Annotated in this window: 15 protein-coding genes; 4 read left to right on the top strand and 11 right to left on the bottom strand. The window is 39.8% G+C overall.

All coding sequences use genetic code 11. The features are described from left to right. Nucleotides 1-64 precede the first annotated feature (64 nt). A complete protein-coding gene (locus G3O08_RS03315) occupies nucleotides 65-406 on the top strand; it encodes a helix-turn-helix domain-containing protein (protein WP_163283257.1) in 342 nt (113 codons plus the stop codon). Nucleotides 407-477: 71 nt separating this feature from the next. Here the strand turns inward: G3O08_RS03315 and G3O08_RS03310 are convergent, their stop codons facing one another. From G3O08_RS03310 to pfkA, 11 genes are all read right to left on the bottom strand, one after another. Further along, nucleotides 478-1,422: a T9SS type A sorting domain-containing protein gene (locus tag G3O08_RS03310; RefSeq protein WP_163283256.1), complete on the bottom strand. Its 945-nt coding sequence runs from the start codon at nucleotides 1,420-1,422 to the stop codon at nucleotides 478-480. 50 nt (nucleotides 1,423-1,472) lie between these two features. Continuing rightward, a complete protein-coding gene (locus G3O08_RS03305; RefSeq protein WP_163283255.1) occupies nucleotides 1,473-3,131 on the bottom strand; it encodes a T9SS type A sorting domain-containing protein in 1,659 nt (552 codons plus the stop codon). A gap of 73 nt (nucleotides 3,132-3,204) precedes the next feature. Continuing rightward, nucleotides 3,205-3,999 (bottom strand): T9SS type A sorting domain-containing protein, encoded by a 795-nt coding sequence (locus tag G3O08_RS03300; RefSeq protein ID WP_163283254.1) that lies wholly within the window; start codon nucleotides 3,997-3,999, stop codon nucleotides 3,205-3,207. Nucleotides 4,000-4,080: 81 nt separating this feature from the next. After that, nucleotides 4,081-5,616 (bottom strand): T9SS type A sorting domain-containing protein, encoded by a 1,536-nt coding sequence (locus G3O08_RS03295; RefSeq protein ID WP_163283253.1) that lies wholly within the window; start codon nucleotides 5,614-5,616, stop codon nucleotides 4,081-4,083. 5 nt (nucleotides 5,617-5,621) lie between these two features. Continuing rightward, nucleotides 5,622-5,969, bottom strand: coding sequence for a hypothetical protein (locus G3O08_RS03290; protein WP_163283252.1), 348 nt, complete (start codon nucleotides 5,967-5,969; stop codon nucleotides 5,622-5,624). Between the two features lie 566 nt (nucleotides 5,970-6,535). Then, the gene (locus tag G3O08_RS03285; RefSeq protein WP_163283251.1) at nucleotides 6,536-7,909 is read right to left on the bottom strand and encodes an alpha-amylase family glycosyl hydrolase; all 1,374 of its coding nucleotides are present in this window, start codon (nucleotides 7,907-7,909) and stop codon (nucleotides 6,536-6,538) included. A gap of 1 nt (nucleotide 7,910) precedes the next feature. Further along, the gene (locus G3O08_RS03280) at nucleotides 7,911-10,298 is read right to left on the bottom strand and encodes an alpha-amylase family glycosyl hydrolase (protein ID WP_163283250.1); all 2,388 of its coding nucleotides are present in this window, start codon (nucleotides 10,296-10,298) and stop codon (nucleotides 7,911-7,913) included. Continuing rightward, nucleotides 10,295-12,601, bottom strand: a complete 2,307-nt coding sequence (locus G3O08_RS03275) for a family 65 glycosyl hydrolase domain-containing protein (RefSeq protein WP_163283249.1) — start codon at nucleotides 12,599-12,601, stop codon at nucleotides 10,295-10,297. The genes G3O08_RS03280 and G3O08_RS03275 overlap by 4 nt, the downstream gene beginning before the upstream one ends. Before the next feature lie 177 nt (nucleotides 12,602-12,778). After that, the gene (pgmB, locus tag G3O08_RS03270) at nucleotides 12,779-13,429 is read right to left on the bottom strand and encodes a beta-phosphoglucomutase (RefSeq protein ID WP_163283248.1); all 651 of its coding nucleotides are present in this window, start codon (nucleotides 13,427-13,429) and stop codon (nucleotides 12,779-12,781) included. A gap of 2 nt (nucleotides 13,430-13,431) precedes the next feature. Then, a complete protein-coding gene (locus tag G3O08_RS03265) occupies nucleotides 13,432-14,304 on the bottom strand; it encodes a hypothetical protein (protein WP_163283247.1) in 873 nt (290 codons plus the stop codon). Nucleotides 14,305-14,325: 21 nt separating this feature from the next. Then, entirely contained in the window at nucleotides 14,326-15,306 is a 981-nt protein-coding gene (gene pfkA / locus G3O08_RS03260; RefSeq protein WP_163283246.1) for a 6-phosphofructokinase, read from the bottom strand. 114 nt (nucleotides 15,307-15,420) lie between these two features. Between pfkA and G3O08_RS03255 the strand changes: the two genes are divergently transcribed. The 3 genes from G3O08_RS03255 (at nucleotide 15,421) to G3O08_RS03245 (ending at nucleotide 18,422) form a co-directional block, all read left to right on the top strand. After that, nucleotides 15,421-16,179: an NUDIX hydrolase gene (locus G3O08_RS03255; RefSeq protein WP_163283245.1), complete on the top strand. Its 759-nt coding sequence runs from the start codon at nucleotides 15,421-15,423 to the stop codon at nucleotides 16,177-16,179. Nucleotides 16,180-16,391: 212 nt separating this feature from the next. Further along, complete coding sequence (locus tag G3O08_RS03250) at nucleotides 16,392-17,522, top strand: Fic family protein (protein ID WP_163283244.1); 1,131 nt, start codon at nucleotides 16,392-16,394, stop codon at nucleotides 17,520-17,522. 318 nt (nucleotides 17,523-17,840) lie between these two features. Further along, nucleotides 17,841-18,422 (top strand): nitroreductase family protein, encoded by a 582-nt coding sequence (locus tag G3O08_RS03245; RefSeq protein WP_163283243.1) that lies wholly within the window; start codon nucleotides 17,841-17,843, stop codon nucleotides 18,420-18,422. Nucleotides 18,423-18,493 lie beyond the last annotated feature (71 nt).

The following is an 18,493-nucleotide window of genomic DNA, read 5'->3' as shown; positions in this document are numbered from 1 at the left end:
GCAATTGAGCTTGAAGGAGATTTCGAATTTGATATAGACATTGATATATAATAAAAATGCGGCAATGAATAATACAAAAAAAAATATACTAGCTGAATTATTAGCGGAAATATCGCCAATAGATCAGGCAAAGACTGACGCTAAAATGATACTTGCTTCCAGAATATTTAAAGTTCTCAAAAGTAAGAAGTGGAACAATAAAGATTTTATGGAAGCTGTAGGTCAAAAAAACCCATCTGTAATAACCAAATGGCTTTCAGGAACACATAACTTTACTGTCGATACACTTGTAGAAATAGAAAAAGCACTTGATATTTCCTTGCTCTCTTTAGAAAATACTAAAGTTCAAAAAGTTACTGAGAATACGCGTAGAATTAAGAAGTCAACAGTCCGAAAGCATTTGTAACTTACCGAAATGATTTCAAAATTTCGACCTTCACTTTTAAGAACTTGCAGCTTAGGAGAAATAAAGCTATCCTATAATTTCACCATCTTGTTGTAACCCATAACTTTACCATCTTGATCGATGAGGCGTATAATGTAAAAACCGGGTGTCAAGCCTTCAAGCGAGATAGATGTATGTTGAAATCTTCCGCTGAGTTCAACGATCTTTTGTAATTTATGATCAGTAGTGTAAAATTGTAAAACGGCAGATTTATCCGGTAATTCAATTTGAAAACTTTCAAATGCAGGGTTGGGATAGATGTTAAGTTTGGCTAAGCTTGGTTTCATCCCTTCTACCGAAAGCGCATTACACGGACTGCTGTCACTTCCCCAAATTAATTCATCATTGTTCAGGAAGCACGCAAAACTCGGATTCTGTAGCGGTAACATCTCAAAAACACTTTGACCAATGAGCCCATGCGCCTGATCAACCGGTCCGATACCTTCAATGATTCGACCGCCATTATTACCGAAGTGAAAATCGCTGGGTACGATGCCATCACTCCAGGCCGAGGTGTAGATTACCCGATGCGTATTTTGACCAATAACTATTTGATCGATAGAATCTACCGTTATTCTGAATGTTTCGGGCTGATCTTCCTCTCCGTAACCTACGTAGGTCTCAGATTGTATATCCCAAATATCGCCGGGCTGAGCGCCAAAGTCATATAGTGTATGCCACACTTGGGCTTCCGGTGAATACTTGAAAACCGTATCATTTGATTGCCGAAGAATAATAATTTCAGATTCAGGTTCCGTTGCCAATTCTTGAAGCGAACTTTCATGGACTATAGTTCCCGATACGTCATTTATAAGTGTGTCTTGCCCCACACTGTAATTGGTATATCCACAATTTGGCATTATAAGGCAATACACGTTATAATACCATTGATTGCCTTGTTGTAGTAGCGCAGTTTGTGCTTGGGCACCAACGGCCATTAACAATAGAATAAGGAGTAATGGATATCGGATTTTCATTTCGTAATGTCTTTATAAGTGTTACTAATACACTATTTGCTTAATTCATCTTAACGTGAAACAACAATCTTCTTGACGCCAATTCCATTTTGAGTTTCTACACGAATAAGGTAAACACCAGGTGGATATTGATTGATATCCATTTCTACTCTTTCAGAATTAAGTGGCATTGTAAACAGCACTCTACCCGAAATATCGAAAATTTCTAATTGACCGGATTCTGATGATGGCAAAGCCACTTGAATAGAGCTGGTCGCTGGATTCGGAAATACCGAAAAGTTGATAGGGGCAGAAAGGTCAGCAGTTCCCACAGAAATAAGGTCTATTATCTCGGGTACATAACCATAGGTTTCTTCTCCCTTTTTGTACCCGGTTAAGAATGATTTAAAAGTAGCTATAGGTCCGATGCTATACATGAACTGTCCATAATAAACCACGACACCAATACCTTCAGCACTCATTTTAAAGTCATCTCTGTAAGATTCAAATAAATCATACAGTGTATCACCTGGTATGTAGGGGTCTGCCTCATAATTTTGCCAATTCTCACAATATGTAATAAAATCTTTATTCGCTTCCAAATACATTTCAATATCCAGAAGTTCCAAAATAGTAGTTTCGGAATCAAATCCTAAATCAACATTTTTCATTCCGAAGCTCAACATCTTCAGATCATTGAACATTTCGGCATTTAAATGAACCATTTTTGCACTTTGAGGATCCATAAAGGGATCTTCAGATTCTTGAAAAAAGGCATCATGCTCACCAATCGCCCAATAATCTTCATTCGGATTTATATATGCACCGCGATACCAATATTTATTCAAAGGCAACTCAAACATATTTTCATGTGATGAGAGATTAATAATTGAAAGAACAGTATCAGTAAAATAGCTCTGTGAAATGTTTGGAGGCCCGGAATTATACTGACTAAATGATTTCCGAATTCCACTTAAAGAAAATTCTATTTCTCTTATACTATCATTTTCTGAAATATTTAGGACTTCAAATCGGAGTATCCGTCTGTATTTTATGGTTGTTTCCGTTGAAGGCCCTTCATTGGGAGTAAAGTCTTTATCATCCGTAACATAGCAAAACACATCTCCAACATTAAAATCATAAACTTCTGCTTTTGTGAGATAAGCGCTTCCCAATTCTCTTTTAGGAATAGAAGTTAGCACAAGCGTATCTGTTGAGCTAATCCATTTTGTAATACCATGAAATTTTGATAAATGAATTTCCTCGTCTGTTCCAAGCGAGATAACCTTCAAGCTATCTTCTTGACCTAGCACCTCTACTGCAGTAGCCGAAGACACAGTAGCCATAATTTCATTTCCTGCATTATCACTCTCAAAAACCCATGAATCGCCAGTATTGGCTTGTGTATGGATGTAAAAGGTATCAGGATTTTGAAACACTAAAACACCACCGGATAAATAGGCCAAACTGCTTTGCAGAAAGTCAGCTTTTAAGCGAAAACAGATGGACTCGCAGTCACATTCGTCTAAAGTATCGGTATCGAGTGTTAACCTAACATCAGACGAATCAGCATTTTCGGACAGATCGCTTGCAAATACACCGATTGGCTCATCCGGACTGGCAGAGGATTGATAGTTTAAAGTTTCATTTAAGTAAATGGGTTGCCAATCTTGGCCAACAACTGCTTGAGCAGCAAATAAAGAAATAAGGATGAGTATAGAAAGTTTCATGTTTTCACGAATTTGGTTTCATTATGTTTTAAAAATACAAAATCTACACTTTTTTGCGTCTTCAAAATTCCATTCATCTTGTTTTCACAAACTTGTTTATACCCACTTTGCCATTCTCTAATTCAATCTTTACAAAGTAAGTGCCGACTTCGAGTTTGCGAATATCTACTTGTGTTTGACTATTGACAAAAGAAAAATCTAACACCTGCATCCCTACGGCGTTGTATATGCTGCCACTTATAGCAACACCTGCCGGAAGCGAAATATGTAATTTATCACTTACCGGGTTGGGGTAAATATTAAAATTTATTAATTCCATGTGGCTTGTAGATAGAATTTCGCCATTGCAATCGGGTGAAAATGTAATGCTATCAATTGGTGAAGGGCCTATATAATTCAATTGAGATGTACATGTTTTATAGTTGTTTTCAAACATATACATCTTAGGATAGAACGGGTGTCGTGTGTCACCAATCCCTTGTATGTAAGCATTAATTCCTTCGTTAATTATAAACTTCTTACGAATTTGACCTTGAACTTGTATTTCTTCAATGGATGTGATTATACCTATATCGAAATACGGTGAATACGCTGTGTCACCCACTTCAAGTCCAAAATCATAAAGCAATTCCCATTCATTGGTAAAATCTTCCGGCCAACCAACATAGCAATCATCAATATAATCTATTCTCTTAATCCAAACTTTTAGTGTGTCCATATATAGTTTGGCGTACAGCTCATCATATTGGTTGTAAACATCTACGGTGTCATAAGCCGGATTGGGATTAGAAAAAAATATGTCCTGTTCAACATCCCATGGTGAATCAGTAAAGCAAAGAACTCTATAATGCGCTGTCAAATTTGGCATTAAAGAATCGTTTTGTGCAGCAGCTCTTGAAAGACTAAAAAAAAGAATAATTATTGCTAAATATTTCATCATTTTTGATTTCTACTGTTTAATAAACTTCCCAAATGCTATTTGCCCATTCTCCAATTGAACTTTTACAAAGTAAATACCCACTTCGAGTTTGCGAATATCAACTTGTGTTTGACTATTAACAAATGGAAAATCTAAGACCTGCATCCCTACGGCATTGTAAATGTTGCCACTGATGGCTCTGCCTGTTGGAAGAGAAATATGTAGATTATCACTTGCCGGGTTGGGATAGGTTTTAATATCAATTTTTTGTTTAGTTTCTTCTACTCCAACAAAACCTTGCGTAAGCTTTACGACGCTGTGATGTGTTTGCCCCATAAACTCACTAAAACCACCACCGACAAGCAAATCGCCATTCTCTAATTGCTCTACAATAGTAACAGCAGGGTAAATAAAATCATCATCATCAAAAGGTGTATATTTAGTAGCACCCTCTCCCTGAAAGAAATTATCTTGTATCACTCCAGCATCATTAATTACAGTAATACAGGGCTGTATTGTATCATTGTAATGGCTAAACGAACCATAAATCAAATAATTCCCTGGGTAATCTTCAAGTTCACTAGCACCTCTCGCGTAACTTGGTTTCCAAGTCATCCAAGAATCTGGATATACACCCTTTAGCTTGATTAAAGGAAATGTTGAATCTAACACTCCATCAGGCAATAGCCTACAAAGCTGAATGGTGTCATTTGGGTTTTCCAGTAAGCGCATGTCATACCCACTTACCCATACCCGACTCTGTTCATCTATTAAAATTATATCTTCGGTATAATTTACAGGACCGTCATACATAAATGGTGAAACAAATGTAGTGTCAACTGTAAATTCTGCTGTAAGCTTGGCTACATGGTTGGTTTCATGCCCATTTATGGCCGTAAAACTTCCTGAAATGTACCAACTCCCATTTGGCGCATGAAAAATCTCTCGCACAGCTCCCGAAGAATTATTTGGTGTAATATTTATTATTGGGAAGGTTGGGTCGTGAGTGCCATCTGCGTGGATACGTGTGATGCCTCGAAATAAATTAGGTTGCAGTGTATCACTAGAAATAGCACCTCCAATCAATAAATCACCATCTTCCATTTGATAAACATCCCAAGCACGCGCTACGTTATAAGGGCTAAAAGTGCCACCAATATTATATTCTGGCCAAAAAACGCCATGTGCTGAGCTCCAAAAATCACCATCCATAGTTACTTTAAAGAGATTCGTTATGTACGGAAAGACAAATCCATCCTCTTGCAAAATAATCTCAATAGGGCTACAAATTCCTGTTATAAAGCTATTATCCCAAGCGCCATTACTAAAAATCATTCCAAACCCTTCCACAGGACTTACACCATAATTTGAAAAACCACCTCCAACCAAATATCTGCCATCATCTAAAATGAGAAAATCAGCAACGGAAGAGCCATCTCGGAATAGCTCCCCCGTATTAAAATTCTCATCAATGGTATATGTAGGTTGTTGTGAAACCACTTGGTTTAGTAGACCTAAACTGATAAATACCAGTACGCCAAGAATCATCTTCTTCAAAACTGACATTCTCTTTAGTGCTTAATAATAAACTTACCACCTTTCAACTTACTTCCATCTTGAAGCAACTCATAAAAGCGCCCTTGAAAAAGCCAATCAGGTATGAATTTTGGACCATCACTCTCCCAACTTGCTAAATCAGCTTCACCACATTGTAAAGGACTAGTGTAAATAGCTTTCATAGCATCGTTGAAAGGTTTATTTGTCAGCGCACCTGTGGCCGAGTCAACATTTAAGTACGGCATACTGTATGCCATCCAGCGTTGAGCAACTTTTTTCGCGTGCGCCAAGTTGGTGTCGGGACTTTGCATTAAGTCATCAAAATTCTGATACACTTCTGCTGCCGTAATAGAACGTGGCAAAACTGAATCTCTCTTGGCAAGTTCCGCAGGTATTATAAAATCCTGCTGAGCTTGAATTTGAACAATTCCAAATATTAAAAAGAAGATTAATAAAAAGTAATGTGGCTTGTGGCTTGTGGCTTGTGGCTTGTGGCTTGTGGCTTCAATTTAGAATATTCCATGGTTATAAAGGTTTTAAGAATGAACTCTAAAATTAGTTAAAAAAAAATACTTTTTTATAAACTGCTCCTCTTGAGATCGGCGCGTATCATTAGCCAATTTTTCGCAAGCAACTCAATTTCAAAGTGTTGAAATATGTGAAAAATAAATAATATTTATGATTGTTTAACGTTTTAAGTTTCAAAATGAGAGAAACTTAGCTCTCACTAATTAGATGTCAAAAATTTTCTCAAAACAATAAAGTTATTCTCCTTTCAAAATCTAAACTCATTCTATTTGCAGCGCATCCAAATATTAAAAGTTATTATCCTACACTAATTGCGGATTTATCGAATGACTTTCCTATGGATAAGAGAATTTATACAAACCCTTTCAGTTTACAGAATTGTCTCAATCCCATTTACAACCTACCGATAAAATACATGAAACCCATAAGGCGCCAGTTCTAAGCCGTTTTTGCCAATCAATTCAAGACTTTCCTGATCAAAAAGCGGCTTAAAATCTCCGGAAGGAACAGAATCAAATTTTGTTTTTACGTAGGTGTCTTTCAAATTGCAAATTACTACAACTTCATTGTTTTCACGCTTCCGCGAAAAGGCATAAACGGCTTCATCAGCATCTGTTTTTAAACGGGTAAGTTCTCCGCCGTATTCGCCATTCCACATTGCTTTGTTTTCACGATTCAGGTTGAGAAGTTTTGAATAAAAATCATTCAATTTAATATCGCCCCATTTAATGGAATCTTTCTCAAAAAACTCAAGTGCATAATCCAGTCCCGCTTCCTGACCGCTGTAAACCATAGGCATTCCCGCAATGGTAAAAGCGAGGGTTGCAAACACTTTATGCCCCTTTCCGTAGCGTTCAAATACGGTTCCATTCCACGAATTTTCGTCGTGGCTGGTGGTAAAAAACATTCGGTAATCCTCGGGGCTGTATTTTACTTTTTCTTCTTTGAGAAAACTGTCTATTTCAGACAATTCTTTTTCACCTTTTGCAATGCCGTTCATCAGATGCAAAAACTCAAAGGCGTAGGTCATATCAAATGCCTGGTGCAATTCGGGGTGTTGACCTTCGGCGAGCATAAAAACGCCTGGCTTGGTTTTATCAAGTGAATCGCGGCAAGTAATCCAAAAATCCATTGGAACCATCTCGGCTACATCGCATCTAAAACCATCGATGTCTGCTTCTTTTAACCAGTATTGCATGGCATCTATCATTGCCAATCGCATTTCTGCATTATCGTAATTTAATTGAGCAACATCCCACCAATCGGTGCCGTGAGGAGGCATTAGCGCTCCAACAGAATCGAGTTCGTACCAATCTTTGTTGGTTTCTGTCCACACATTATCAAACGCACTGTGATTTGCTACCCAGTCTATAATCACCTTCATATCAAGATCATGCGCTTCTTTTACAAGTAATTTAAAATCATCTAAATTTCCAAATTCGGGATTTATGCCTTTGTAATCGCGCACCGAATAGTAGCTTCCCTTTGTACCTTTTCTATTTTTTTCACCTATCGGATTTATCGGCATAAGCCAGAGTATTTTCACACCCATATCTTTTAGTCTGGGCAGGCTTTCGCCAAACGCACTAAATGTGCCTTCGGGTGTGTATTGACGAATATTTACTTCGTAAATCGTAGCGTTTTTCGACCATTCGGCATGCGAAACAGTGTCGGCTTTCTTCTCCATCGATTCAGATTCAGATTTTTCTTTTGGCGCATTTCCGCACGATGCTGCAATACAGCAAATCAATGCGACTAAAAAAGTATTTTTCATATTAATTGGTTAGGATTTCATACGAAACCGGCGGCAGCTCAATAGTTATTTTTCTGCCATCGATTTTTATTTTGTGACCAAAATTGGCTTTGATATTTTCCAATGAATAATACTCGGGAATTTCCACAGATATCGTATTTGATTTTCGCGATGTATTAAAAAACACAATAGCTGTTTTCTTAAAGTAATTTCGCAAATAAACAAACTCCTTCTCACCAGCATTCAGCACCACCAAATCGCCGTAAAGCAGAGCCATTTTTTCTTGACGGAGGTTGGCAATTTTAGTAACGGTTTTGAGTAACTCTGATTCTTTTTTATTTAGATCCTTACCAAAGCGCATCATCCTGCGATTGTCGGGATCGTTTGCTCCGGGCATCCCTATTTCATCACCATAGTAAATTACCGGCACACCGGGAATCGTAAAATTAAACGCGTGGAGCATGGCCAGACGGCTGTAGCCAATATTATCTTTTATTTCAATTTTCCGAGTCCATCCGGCGAGTTTTGGGTCTTCGCCAAAATCAACGGAACCATCTGCGTAGGAAATAAAACGGGTTCTATCCTGGTTTCCAGAGATATTTCCCATCGAGTGATGATTTCCATATACCGAAAGACTTTGATTTAATACCCGATTCAGGTTTTCAATCGAGCCATCGTCTTTCGCGAAAGCGCCAACTGCTGCATCGTAAAGATTAAAATCAAATTGGGCGTCGAGGAGACCGCTACCCACATAACTATCAATTAATTGAGCATTTCCGTAGGTCTCTCCAATTTGGTAAACAGGTCTGTTATTGGGCAATATTACTTGATACTTCAATTTTCGGGTAAGCTCGCGCCAAAACTCAAGTTGAATATGCTTTGTAGCATCATGCCGAAACCCGTCGAGCTGATAATTCTGAAACCAAAAAAGAGCAGAATCTGTCATGGCGTCAATCACCTCTGGCCTGCTAAAATCGAGGGTTGGCATAAAAGTATCAAACCAGGTTGTAAGTCTGTGCTCGTCCCATTTTTCGGTATTTAGCGAGCCATCGGGAAGGTATAAATTTGTAGCCCAATCGGGATGTTGCTTATAAACGGGATGCTCTTCGTGCACGTGGTTTGCCACATAATCAAGTATTACGTTCATATCCTTATTATGGGCGCGATCAATCAACTTTTCGAGTATCTGGGCATCGCCAAATCTAAAATCAACCTGCGAAGAAGAGATTGGCCAGTAGCCGTGGTATCCTGAAAACTTGCTTCGCACTCCACCTTTATCCCAAAGTCCGTATGCGCCAAGCGGGTTTTGGGCAATGGGGGAAAGCCAAACTGTGTTCATTCCCAAATCTTTGAGGTAACCGTCTTTTATTTTAGCATCTACTCCTTCTAGATCACCTCCATAATAATTTGCCGGAGGGAGTATTTCGGGATCATTTACCGGAAGGTCATTTTCTTTGTCTGCATCTACAAACCTATCTACCATCATAAAATACATGGCCAGCTTTTGCTTATCGCTACGCGGTAAGTCAGTCGGATTTTCAAGCGGTTTTCCTTTTTGAAGTGGAATGAGAATATCGTTGGTTCGCTGCTCACCATTGTGTGCAAAAACGCGTAAATCAGATCGTTGCGCTTCCGCAGAAGCGGCAGGCAAATCAATACTTAAGCGATCGCCATTGCGGCGGTACCAGGCAGTATCGAGGCGGTGGTTATTCCAAAAAATGAAAGGATTTTCCAGATCACTCGGGAAGTGAATAACAATTGAATCTCCCAAAAAACCATAGGTTGAAATATGCGGCACCCCGGTATCCGAGCCCACCCGAAAAGTGGAATTAAACCCACCCTGTCCGTTGTCTTTCTTATTGGGATTATTTGGGTCGAGCATTTCCTTTCCATCTTCTACCACCAGATATTCGTAAAGCCCCGGCTCCAAAATCAAATTTGCCGACCAAGAATCATCATCTTTTTGCAACGGTGTTGCCGCTTGATTCCATCCATTAAAATTTCCTTTTAGCGCAATTTTTCCGGCTCCCGGGTTCATTGATTCATAGGTGTACCTAAAAGGCAAATCTCTACTTTTAAAAACCGGAATATCGTATTGCTTACCGCTGTAAATCACAGAAAGCAGCGAAAGCGGATCTCCATTTTCAAAATCGGTAATTTCAATGGTAGCCTTTTCTTTATCAAAGCTGTACTCGGCATTTGCCGGAAGGATTACGCTATCAATTTTTGCAGCATCTTGAAAATAATCGAGCAAAAAAACAGTGGTAGAATCGTAACTCAGTTTTATCGGACTTGCCAACCCCACGATATCACTTCCAGAAATAATCTCTTTTTTCGCGTTCATTTTATCCTCATCGCTACATCCAAAAATAAGAACAGCAAGCGCCAAAATACCGAGTTGTTTTATCATCTTTCCACATTTATGGGGTTATTGGCAGTAAGCCTGTGCGACTTGCCGTAAATCAATATTTCCAGTTCGCCATCAGATTCTGTTTTTACCGAAACGCCATTTGCGGAAACGCCTACCCGGATTATTACATTTCTGTAAACCAGGTTGAACCGATACGAGTCCCATTGTGGAGGTATTACAGGATCAAAACTCAAAATTCCATCGTGTACACGCTTGCCCCCAAAACCTTCTATTACAGCTATCCACGTGCCGGCCATGGAGGTAATATGCAAACCTTCATCCGCTTCGTGGTTGTAATCATCTAAGTCTAAGCGCGCCGTGCGGAGGTACATTTCATAAGCCTTCTCTTCCATTCCGAGTTTGCTTGCTATGACCGAGTGCACACATGGCGAAAGGGAAGACTCATGCACCGTTCTAGGTTCATAATAATTAAAATTATCGCGAATTACCTCTTCGCTAAAATCATCTTCAAAGAAGTACATTCCCTGAAGCACATCGGCTTGTTTAATAAACACCGATCTCAAAATCCTATCCCAGCTCCAGTGCTGATTTATAGGTCGCTCCTGTGGATCTAAATCTTCGGCCAAGCGATCTTCTTTATCTAAATATCCATCTTGCTGAAGGTAAATATTGCTCCCTTCTAACCGAGGTTCATATACATTGTCTACAATTTTACGCCATTGCGTAAGCTCCTGGTCGTTAACAAAGCTGGTTTTTTGAATAAATTCATTCCAGAAACCCGAATCTTCGCGACAGTATTCCATGCACTCCATGGTATATTGCATTGTCCATCGGGCTATATAATTGGTGTACCAATTGTTGTTTACGTTGTTTTCGTACTCATTTGGCCCTGTAACGCCGAGCATTACGTACTGCTTTTTGTGGTCGCTCCAGTTAAAGCGCTGGCTCCAGAATCGGGAAATTGCCAAAAGCACTTCCAGCCCGCCTTCCATGAGATAACCGGAATCGCCGGTGTGCTTTATATAATTGTAAATGGCGTAGGCAATGGCGCCATTTCGGTGAATTTCTTCAAAAGTTATTTCCCACTCATTATGGCACTCTTCACCATTCATGGTAACCATAGGGTAGAGAGCTGCACCCGCTTTAAAGCCCAACTTTTCGCCATTTTCAATAGCCTTATTAAGCTGACGGTAGCGGTAGAGTAAGAGATTTTTAGCTACATCTTGTCCTGCTGTAAGCATGTAAAATGGCAGGCAATAAGCCTCTGTATCCCAATAGGTACTTCCACCGTATTTCTCGCCCGTAAAGCCTTTAGGGCCAATATTTAAGCGTGCATCATCGCCTGTATAAGTCTGGTTGAGCTGAAAAATATTAAACCGAATAGCCTGCTGTGCTGCCACATCGCCTTCAATTACAATATCGTTCATTTTCCAGCGCTCGGCCCAGGCATTTTTCTGATCTTCGAGCATCTCATCAAAACCATCTACCGAGCAGCGCGACACTACTTGCATCGCCTGATTCATCAATTCACTTTTATCGTGATTGAGCGAAGAAACGTTGGCAGCGTATTTATAAACTACTATTTCATCGCCTTCGGTAGCGCTTACAGAAATTAGGTTCTCTACATATTTTTCCTTTTCGGTCGCTATACTTGTAAAAGTCTGATTCTCGCCATTTTTTGTAAGCACAATTTTCTGGGCTGTACACACGTGAAAATCAAGTTTTTTGGTGCGAATGATCAGGGCAGACGTATCATTTCCAGTTTCGCGGGTCACCTCTGCCCAGAATTTTTCATCGTAGTTTGAGTCCTCGTTTTTAATGTCACCATCGATATAGCAACCAAATTCAATCTCGCCCGAATAGTTAAGTGGGGTAACGCTATAGCGAATAAGTCCGGCTTCAAAGACCTGCATGCTCAAAAACCGCCTGGCATCAACTTTAAGCTTAATACCATTTGGCAATTCTGCTGTAAACGTCCGGTGCAGATAGCCTTCCTTCATATTTAGCTCACGCCGGAATTCTGAAACTTTTGCGGTCGCCAAATCGAGCAATTCACCATTTGCGGTAACCCGTATTCCAATCCAATTGGCAGCATTGAGCACTTTCGCAAAATACTCGGGATACCCATTTTTCCACCAGCCTACACGTGTTTTATCGGGGTAGTAAACTCCACCCACATAATTCCCAAGAAGGCTTTCGCCGCTATAATCCTCTTCAAAATTTGCCCGCTGGCCCATCCGACCATTTCCAAGGCTAAAAATACTTTCAGACGACTTTTGCATTTCGGCATGAAATCCTTCTTCTATAATGCTCCAGGCGTCTTCTTTATAATGTTCTTTCATTTCTTTATTAAAAAATAAACCTTCAAATTTATAACCGTTTCATAGGGATTCCCTCTGCACAAGAGTCTGCGAAGGCCGCCGAGATTGAATTCTAAATTATTCTCTCGCCCCTTTACCACATCTTATTCTCACTCGCGACTCGAGACTCGCGACTCGAGACTCGTGACTTTTCGGCTCTCAAAGTTCCTTCAGCATATCAATCTTCACCTGTTGAAATCCCGGAATAATCCGATGTGCTTTTTTCAAAATTTCAGGATTTCCCACTCCCACGGCATACATTTTAGCAGCAAGAGCCGCTTCTATTCCCGCCGCCGCATCTTCAAACACAACACATTCTTTGGGTTTCACTCCGGCAGCCTGCGCCCCAAGTTTAAAAGTCTGTGGATGTGGTTTGCCTTTGGTAACTTTCGTTCCGTCAATTATATCATCAAAGAGATTAACAAGACCAACTCTCGTTAAAATCTTAACCGCATTCTTACTCGCCGAGCCTAGCACTATTTTTCTTCCTGATTCTTTTACATCATAAAGAAAAGGAACCACTCCCGGCAAAACTTCTCCGCCGGACATTGTATCAACATATTCGAGATACCACTCGTTTTTGAGATCCATATAGTGCTTTTTGTCGGCATCAGATAAACTAACACCTCCATTTTTTAGCAATATCTCCATCGATTCCACTCTGCTGATTCCTTTCAGTTCTTCATTCTCATCTTCGGTGAGGTCAAACCCCAGCTCATTGCACAGGCGTTTCCATGCAAGGTAATGATAGTGAGCAGTGTCAACAAGTACACCATCCAAATCAAAAATACAAGCTCTAATAAATGCCATTATTAAGATGTTTTAAAAGGGATTTTAGAAAAATAGTTTTTTACATGGTGTTCGTACAAGCCTTCAATGGGCTGCTTGATAATATTGCCCACTATGATGCCTTTTTCTGCCGCTACTTCTTTAAGTATATCTTCTTGATAGTGGGCCACCGAACCAACGAAATGGGTTTTTACTTTTCCTGAATCGCGAAAGCACTTTACGTGAATATCGATAAACTTTTCGAGTCCTTCGCGAATCATGTCACGTACGTAAGGCTCTGATCTGAAGCTGGAAATAAACCGCATAAACGACGCAAGATACACATTGGCGTGTGGGGTTCTATACACCCGATCCATTATGGTGTTTTTATTCAGGTCAAACTCTTTAATAAGTGCCTGGTGAATATTGTCAGGTAGTTTTTTATACAGAAAATCGGTTAATAGTTTTTTGCCAAAATAGCTACCACTTCCCTCATCGCCCAAAATATATGCGAGAGCCGGTACTTCTTCGCGCACAATATCTCCATCAAAATGGCATGAATTAGAACCTGTGCCCAGAATGCAGGCTATACAAGGCTCATCGTCGTACACGGCAAAGGCTGCAGCCACAAGGTCGTGATCTACATAAATCTGTGCTTTTTCAAATATCCGGCTAAGCCCGCGATCAACAATCCGCTTCAACTCGGTAGAAGAGCAGCCTGCGCCGTAAAAAAACACAGCTGTAACCTTGTCGGCATTTTCTATTAATGGCTCTACCTTTTTCAGCTCGGCTTCAATCACTTCCTCATTGTGAAAATAAGGATTGATACCTAAAGATTTAAAATCGCGGTAGGTTTTATCTTCGTCCACAAGGCGCCAGTCGCATTTTGTAGAACCGCTATCAGCAATTAAAAGCATAGTTTTTTTCTTAGGTTAAGATTAAATTGAAAGTATATCGGCAATTCTAAGCAGCTCGGGGTCAATCGTCAATTTGTCTGATATAGCTTCCGCAAATGGGGTTGAAACAACTTTTTGATTAATCATTCCCACCATACAATCACGTTCTCCTTGTATCAGTTTTTCAACGGATGCCACACCCAGTCTGCTTGCCAGGTTTCTATCAAAGCACGATGGACTTCCACCCCGCTGTATATGCCCCAATATAGTAACTTTCGTTTCGTAATAAGGAGCTAGTTCATTTACTTTAGTGGCAATTTCAGTGGCATTTCCACTCTTACCGCCTTCTGCCACAATCACAATACTCGACGTTTTATTGTGTCGGCGCGCTTCGCTTAGGCGTTCTACCAGGTCGGCTATTGACATATTCCTTTCGGGAATAAGGACAGCAAGTGCACCAGAAGCTACACCCGCATGTGCCGCGATAAATCCGGCATCGCGCCCCATAACTTCCACAAAAAACAGGCGGTTGTGTGAGGCTGCAGTATCGCGAATTTTATCTACGGCATCAATTACAGTATTCAATGCTGTATCAAAACCAATCGTAAAATCTGTTCCTACCAAGTCGTTATCGATGGTGCCTGGTATCCCAATAAAAGGAAAATCAAATTCTTTGTTGAATACATGCGCTCCTGCAAAGGTTCCATCGCCTCCTATTCCCACAAGGGCATCAATTCCATTCGATTTTAATTTCTCAAAAGCTTTGGCACGACCCGCCTTTGTTTTGAAATCTTTGCTTCGGGCCGATTTAAGAATAGTGCCACCACGTTGCAAAATATGATTTACAGATCGAGCCGATAGTGGCTCAATATCACCTTCAATTAAGCCTTCAAAACCGCGGTAAATTCCGGCTACTTGTAAATCATTGAAAATTGCGGTGCGTACCACTGCTCTAACTGCCGCATTCATTCCCGGCGCATCGCCTCCCGAAGTGAATACTGCAATTTTACGAATTGAACCCATAGAATAGTTTAAGAATTAAAGTGTAAATATAACACTTAGTAGATTTGATGGCAAAAAAACAAGAATTTATTGATATTTTCGCGGGCTCTACAAAGGAACGAAAATCCGCAATATATGGGCTTAAAATCCGTAAGTGAAACAAAACTAAATCCGAATGTATCGGTAGATTGCGTTATATTCGGGTTTGATAGCGAGAAGCTGAAAGTTTTATTGATAGATAGAGGGCAGGAACCTGGCGCCGAATCTGAAAAGGTTTATGCCCTTCCGGGAAACTTGATAAAAACTGATGAAAATCTCGATCAGGCAGCCGACCGGGTACTCAAAGAGCTTACAGGCTTGAAGAATATTTATCTGGAGCAATTCGGATCTTTTGGCAATCCCGACAGACTCAATAAAGAATCTGACCTTCAATGGTTAAAGTCAATCCGAGCCGAGCCCGATGCACGCGTAATTACAGTCGCTTATTATTCGCTAATCAAAATAGATCAGTACGAGCTCCACGCGAGCAGCTTTGCCAAAGAAGCTTTTTGGTACGATATTGACGACTTGCCAACGTTAGGTTTTGACCACCTTGAAATTATTGAGGCCGGACTGAAAGAGCTCAAGTTTAAGAGCAAATACGAACCGCTTGGTTTTGAGCTTCTCCCCGAAAAATTTACGCTAAGTCAGCTTAAGCACCTTTACGAAGCCATCCTTGGCACCGACCTCGACAAGCGCAATTTCAGAAGAAAGATTTTGAAAAAAGATTTTCTCATCCCGCTGGAAGAAAAACAAATTGGCGTACCCCATAAACCCGCGCAGTATTTTGTTTTTAATAAGAAGAAGTATGAAGATTATCGACAGAATGTTGATGATTTTTATTTTCAGCTTTAGTTAGGGTAAAAGTTTTGCATCACGTCGGTCAATTTTTAATGCCAAAAATGGAGTAAACATTAAAATTCACACTTTTTAATGTCTACATGTTGAATTTCATGTATTTTTAATGCCTAAAAGCGAGTAAACATTAGAAATAGTCTTTTTTAATGTCTACTAAAGTTTACTTTGCTATATTTGCGAAACACTTTTTTCTCCAAAAGTAAATTTTTATGGCAGAAATTCTCTACAAAATAAATCCTGATAGAAATACACCCTGGAACGACTTGCCGCCGCTTCCAATTAAAGAAGAGCTCTATCGCACTATTGACATAGCAGAGAAACTTGGAGATGCCAAAGCTGCTCTTGCACGCCTGCAAGGAAGAAGTGCTGTGATCCCAAATCAAGGAATACTGATCAATACCATAAGCCTCCAAGAAGCAAAGGCATCAAGTGAAATTGAAAATATTTTCACCACAGACGATGAACTTTATAAGGCTTTTAGTGACCAGGATTCTGAATTAACGGGGGCACCGAAAGAAGTATTACGTTACAGAGAAGCACTTTGGTCGGGCTATCATTACTTAGATAAAAAAGGGGAATTTGATCAGGAATATTTTATAAATGTATTTCAGGAAATAAAACAATCCAAAGATAACATTCGACCGGATTTTACGAATACCACCATAAAACAGGGTGGCACCGGGCCAAATGCCGGACAAGTGATATACACACCACCAAAAGGTCAAAAAGTAATACAAGAGAAGCTAAGAAATTTGACTGACTTTTTAAATGATGATGGCCAATTTAAGATTGACTATTTGCTGAAAATGGCTATTTCTCATTACCAATTTGAGGCTATTCACCCTTTTCGAGACGGAAACGGGAGAACAGGCAGAATATTGAACATCAATTATTTGACTAATAAAAACCTATTAGATCTACCTATTCTCTTTTTAAGCAAGTACATTCTCGATAACAAGACAGATTACTACTCAGGATTAATTGGAGTTACTCAAAGGGGGAATTGGAAGGAATGGCTTCTGTTTATGCTAAAAGCAATAGAGCAAACATCAAACATTACATTTGATAAAATCAATGAAATAGTTTCGGCAAAGGATTCAATTCTGGATTATGTAATAAAGGATAAGACCACTTTCCAAAAGCCGGTTCAGTTTATTGAATTGCTTTTTACTCAACCTTATAGTAAAGTGAAGCACCTAGTAGATGCGGGGCTCTATTCTGAAAACACGGCGCGTGATTATCTGAACAAATTATGCGATATGATGATCTTGGAAAAAAGGGTAATTGGTGGACATCATTATTACCTGAACCTAGAACTCTATAGTATTTTATCGAAATGAAAACTTTCTATGATGAAAAATTAAATCAAAAAAGCCATTCCACGAAGGAGTAACCAACAAAAGAACCAACCCCCAATCTCACCACCGTCACACTCGCGCGATTTAGCTCTGCCTCCTTACTTTTATGGTATTTCATTTCTACCTTATAAGGATAACTATTTCCATTGTGCTGTTGCCTCGCATTTTTAGATTTTTACGCTGCTGCGCAAAGCCAATAGCTAAAAGCCAACAGCTAAAGGCTAAAAGCTAAAAGCTAAATTACAAACCTTCTCTCCTATCTCGTGTTACCAATACTATAAAAAACAGAAAAATTTATATATGAAGAAGAAAGCAAACACAGAGCACGAGATTTATCCTTTACTTGCAAACCGCTGGAGTCCCCGCGTATTTGCCGATAAGGCAGTAGAAACTGAGACCTTAAAAAAACTTTTTGAAGCAGCTCGCTGGGCAGCAAGTTCTAACAATGGCCAGCCCTGGAGGTTTATGTACGCCCACAAAGGTTCTGATACCTACAACGAAATTTTTGAACACCTAGCCGATTTCAATAAGAAATGGTGTAAAAACGCTCCTGTTTTGATGCTTACTGCCTATAAAAAGACCTTTGATAGCGGAAAAGAGAATTTTCACGCACTACACGATCTTGGACTCGCAATGGGAAACCTATCTATTCAAGCCGAATCTATGGGCATCGCCGTGCATTCGATGGCAGGGGTTAATTGGCAAAAGGCTCATAAAACATATCAAGTACCCAACGATTACCACATTACCACAGCTGTCGCAATGGGTTACTACGGCGGCGATGTATCTGACCTTCCCGATGATTTAGAAAAATCGGAGAAATCTGATCGCAAAAGAATGGCGCAAGATGAATTTGTAGGCGAAGAAACATGGACATTTTAACTTTCTATTCGTTGGATTCCCAATTTATCAATCGGGAAACCAGAATTCTTTAAATGACATTTTAATGTCGG

Origin of the sequence: Cryomorpha ignava (genome assembly GCF_010686655.1) — a bacterium.
Classification (GTDB): domain Bacteria; phylum Bacteroidota; class Bacteroidia; order Flavobacteriales_D; family Cryomorphaceae; genus Cryomorpha; species Cryomorpha ignava.
The sequence above is the reverse complement of the archived record's forward strand: the minus strand, read 5'-3'. Positions and strand labels throughout refer to the sequence as shown.

Coding starts and splice junctions, on each gene's coding strand:
- G3O08_RS03315 (WP_163283257.1), top strand. CDS start 65: ATGAATAATACAAAAAAAAATATACTAGCTGAATTATTAGCGGAAATA.
- G3O08_RS03310 (WP_163283256.1), bottom strand. CDS start 1,422: ATGAAAATCCGATATCCATTACTCCTTATTCTATTGTTAATGGCCGTT.
- G3O08_RS03305 (WP_163283255.1), bottom strand. CDS start 3,131: ATGAAACTTTCTATACTCATCCTTATTTCTTTATTTGCTGCTCAAGCA.
- G3O08_RS03300 (WP_163283254.1), bottom strand. CDS start 3,999: ATGCCAAATTTGACAGCGCATTATAGAGTTCTTTGCTTTACTGATTCA.
- G3O08_RS03295 (WP_163283253.1), bottom strand. CDS start 5,616: ATGTCAGTTTTGAAGAAGATGATTCTTGGCGTACTGGTATTTATCAGT.
- G3O08_RS03285 (WP_163283251.1), bottom strand. CDS start 7,909: ATGAAAAATACTTTTTTAGTCGCATTGATTTGCTGTATTGCAGCATCG.
- G3O08_RS03280 (WP_163283250.1), bottom strand. CDS start 10,298: ATGATAAAACAACTCGGTATTTTGGCGCTTGCTGTTCTTATTTTTGGA.
- G3O08_RS03275 (WP_163283249.1), bottom strand. CDS start 12,601: ATGAAAGAACATTATAAAGAAGACGCCTGGAGCATTATAGAAGAAGGA.
- pgmB (WP_163283248.1), bottom strand. CDS start 13,429: ATGGCATTTATTAGAGCTTGTATTTTTGATTTGGATGGTGTACTTGTT.
- G3O08_RS03265 (WP_163283247.1), bottom strand. CDS start 14,304: ATGCTTTTAATTGCTGATAGCGGTTCTACAAAATGCGACTGGCGCCTT.
- pfkA (WP_163283246.1), bottom strand. CDS start 15,306: ATGGGTTCAATTCGTAAAATTGCAGTATTCACTTCGGGAGGCGATGCG.
- G3O08_RS03255 (WP_163283245.1), top strand. CDS start 15,421: ATGGGCTTAAAATCCGTAAGTGAAACAAAACTAAATCCGAATGTATCG.
- G3O08_RS03250 (WP_163283244.1), top strand. CDS start 16,392: ATGGCAGAAATTCTCTACAAAATAAATCCTGATAGAAATACACCCTGG.
- G3O08_RS03245 (WP_163283243.1), top strand. CDS start 17,841: ATGAAGAAGAAAGCAAACACAGAGCACGAGATTTATCCTTTACTTGCA.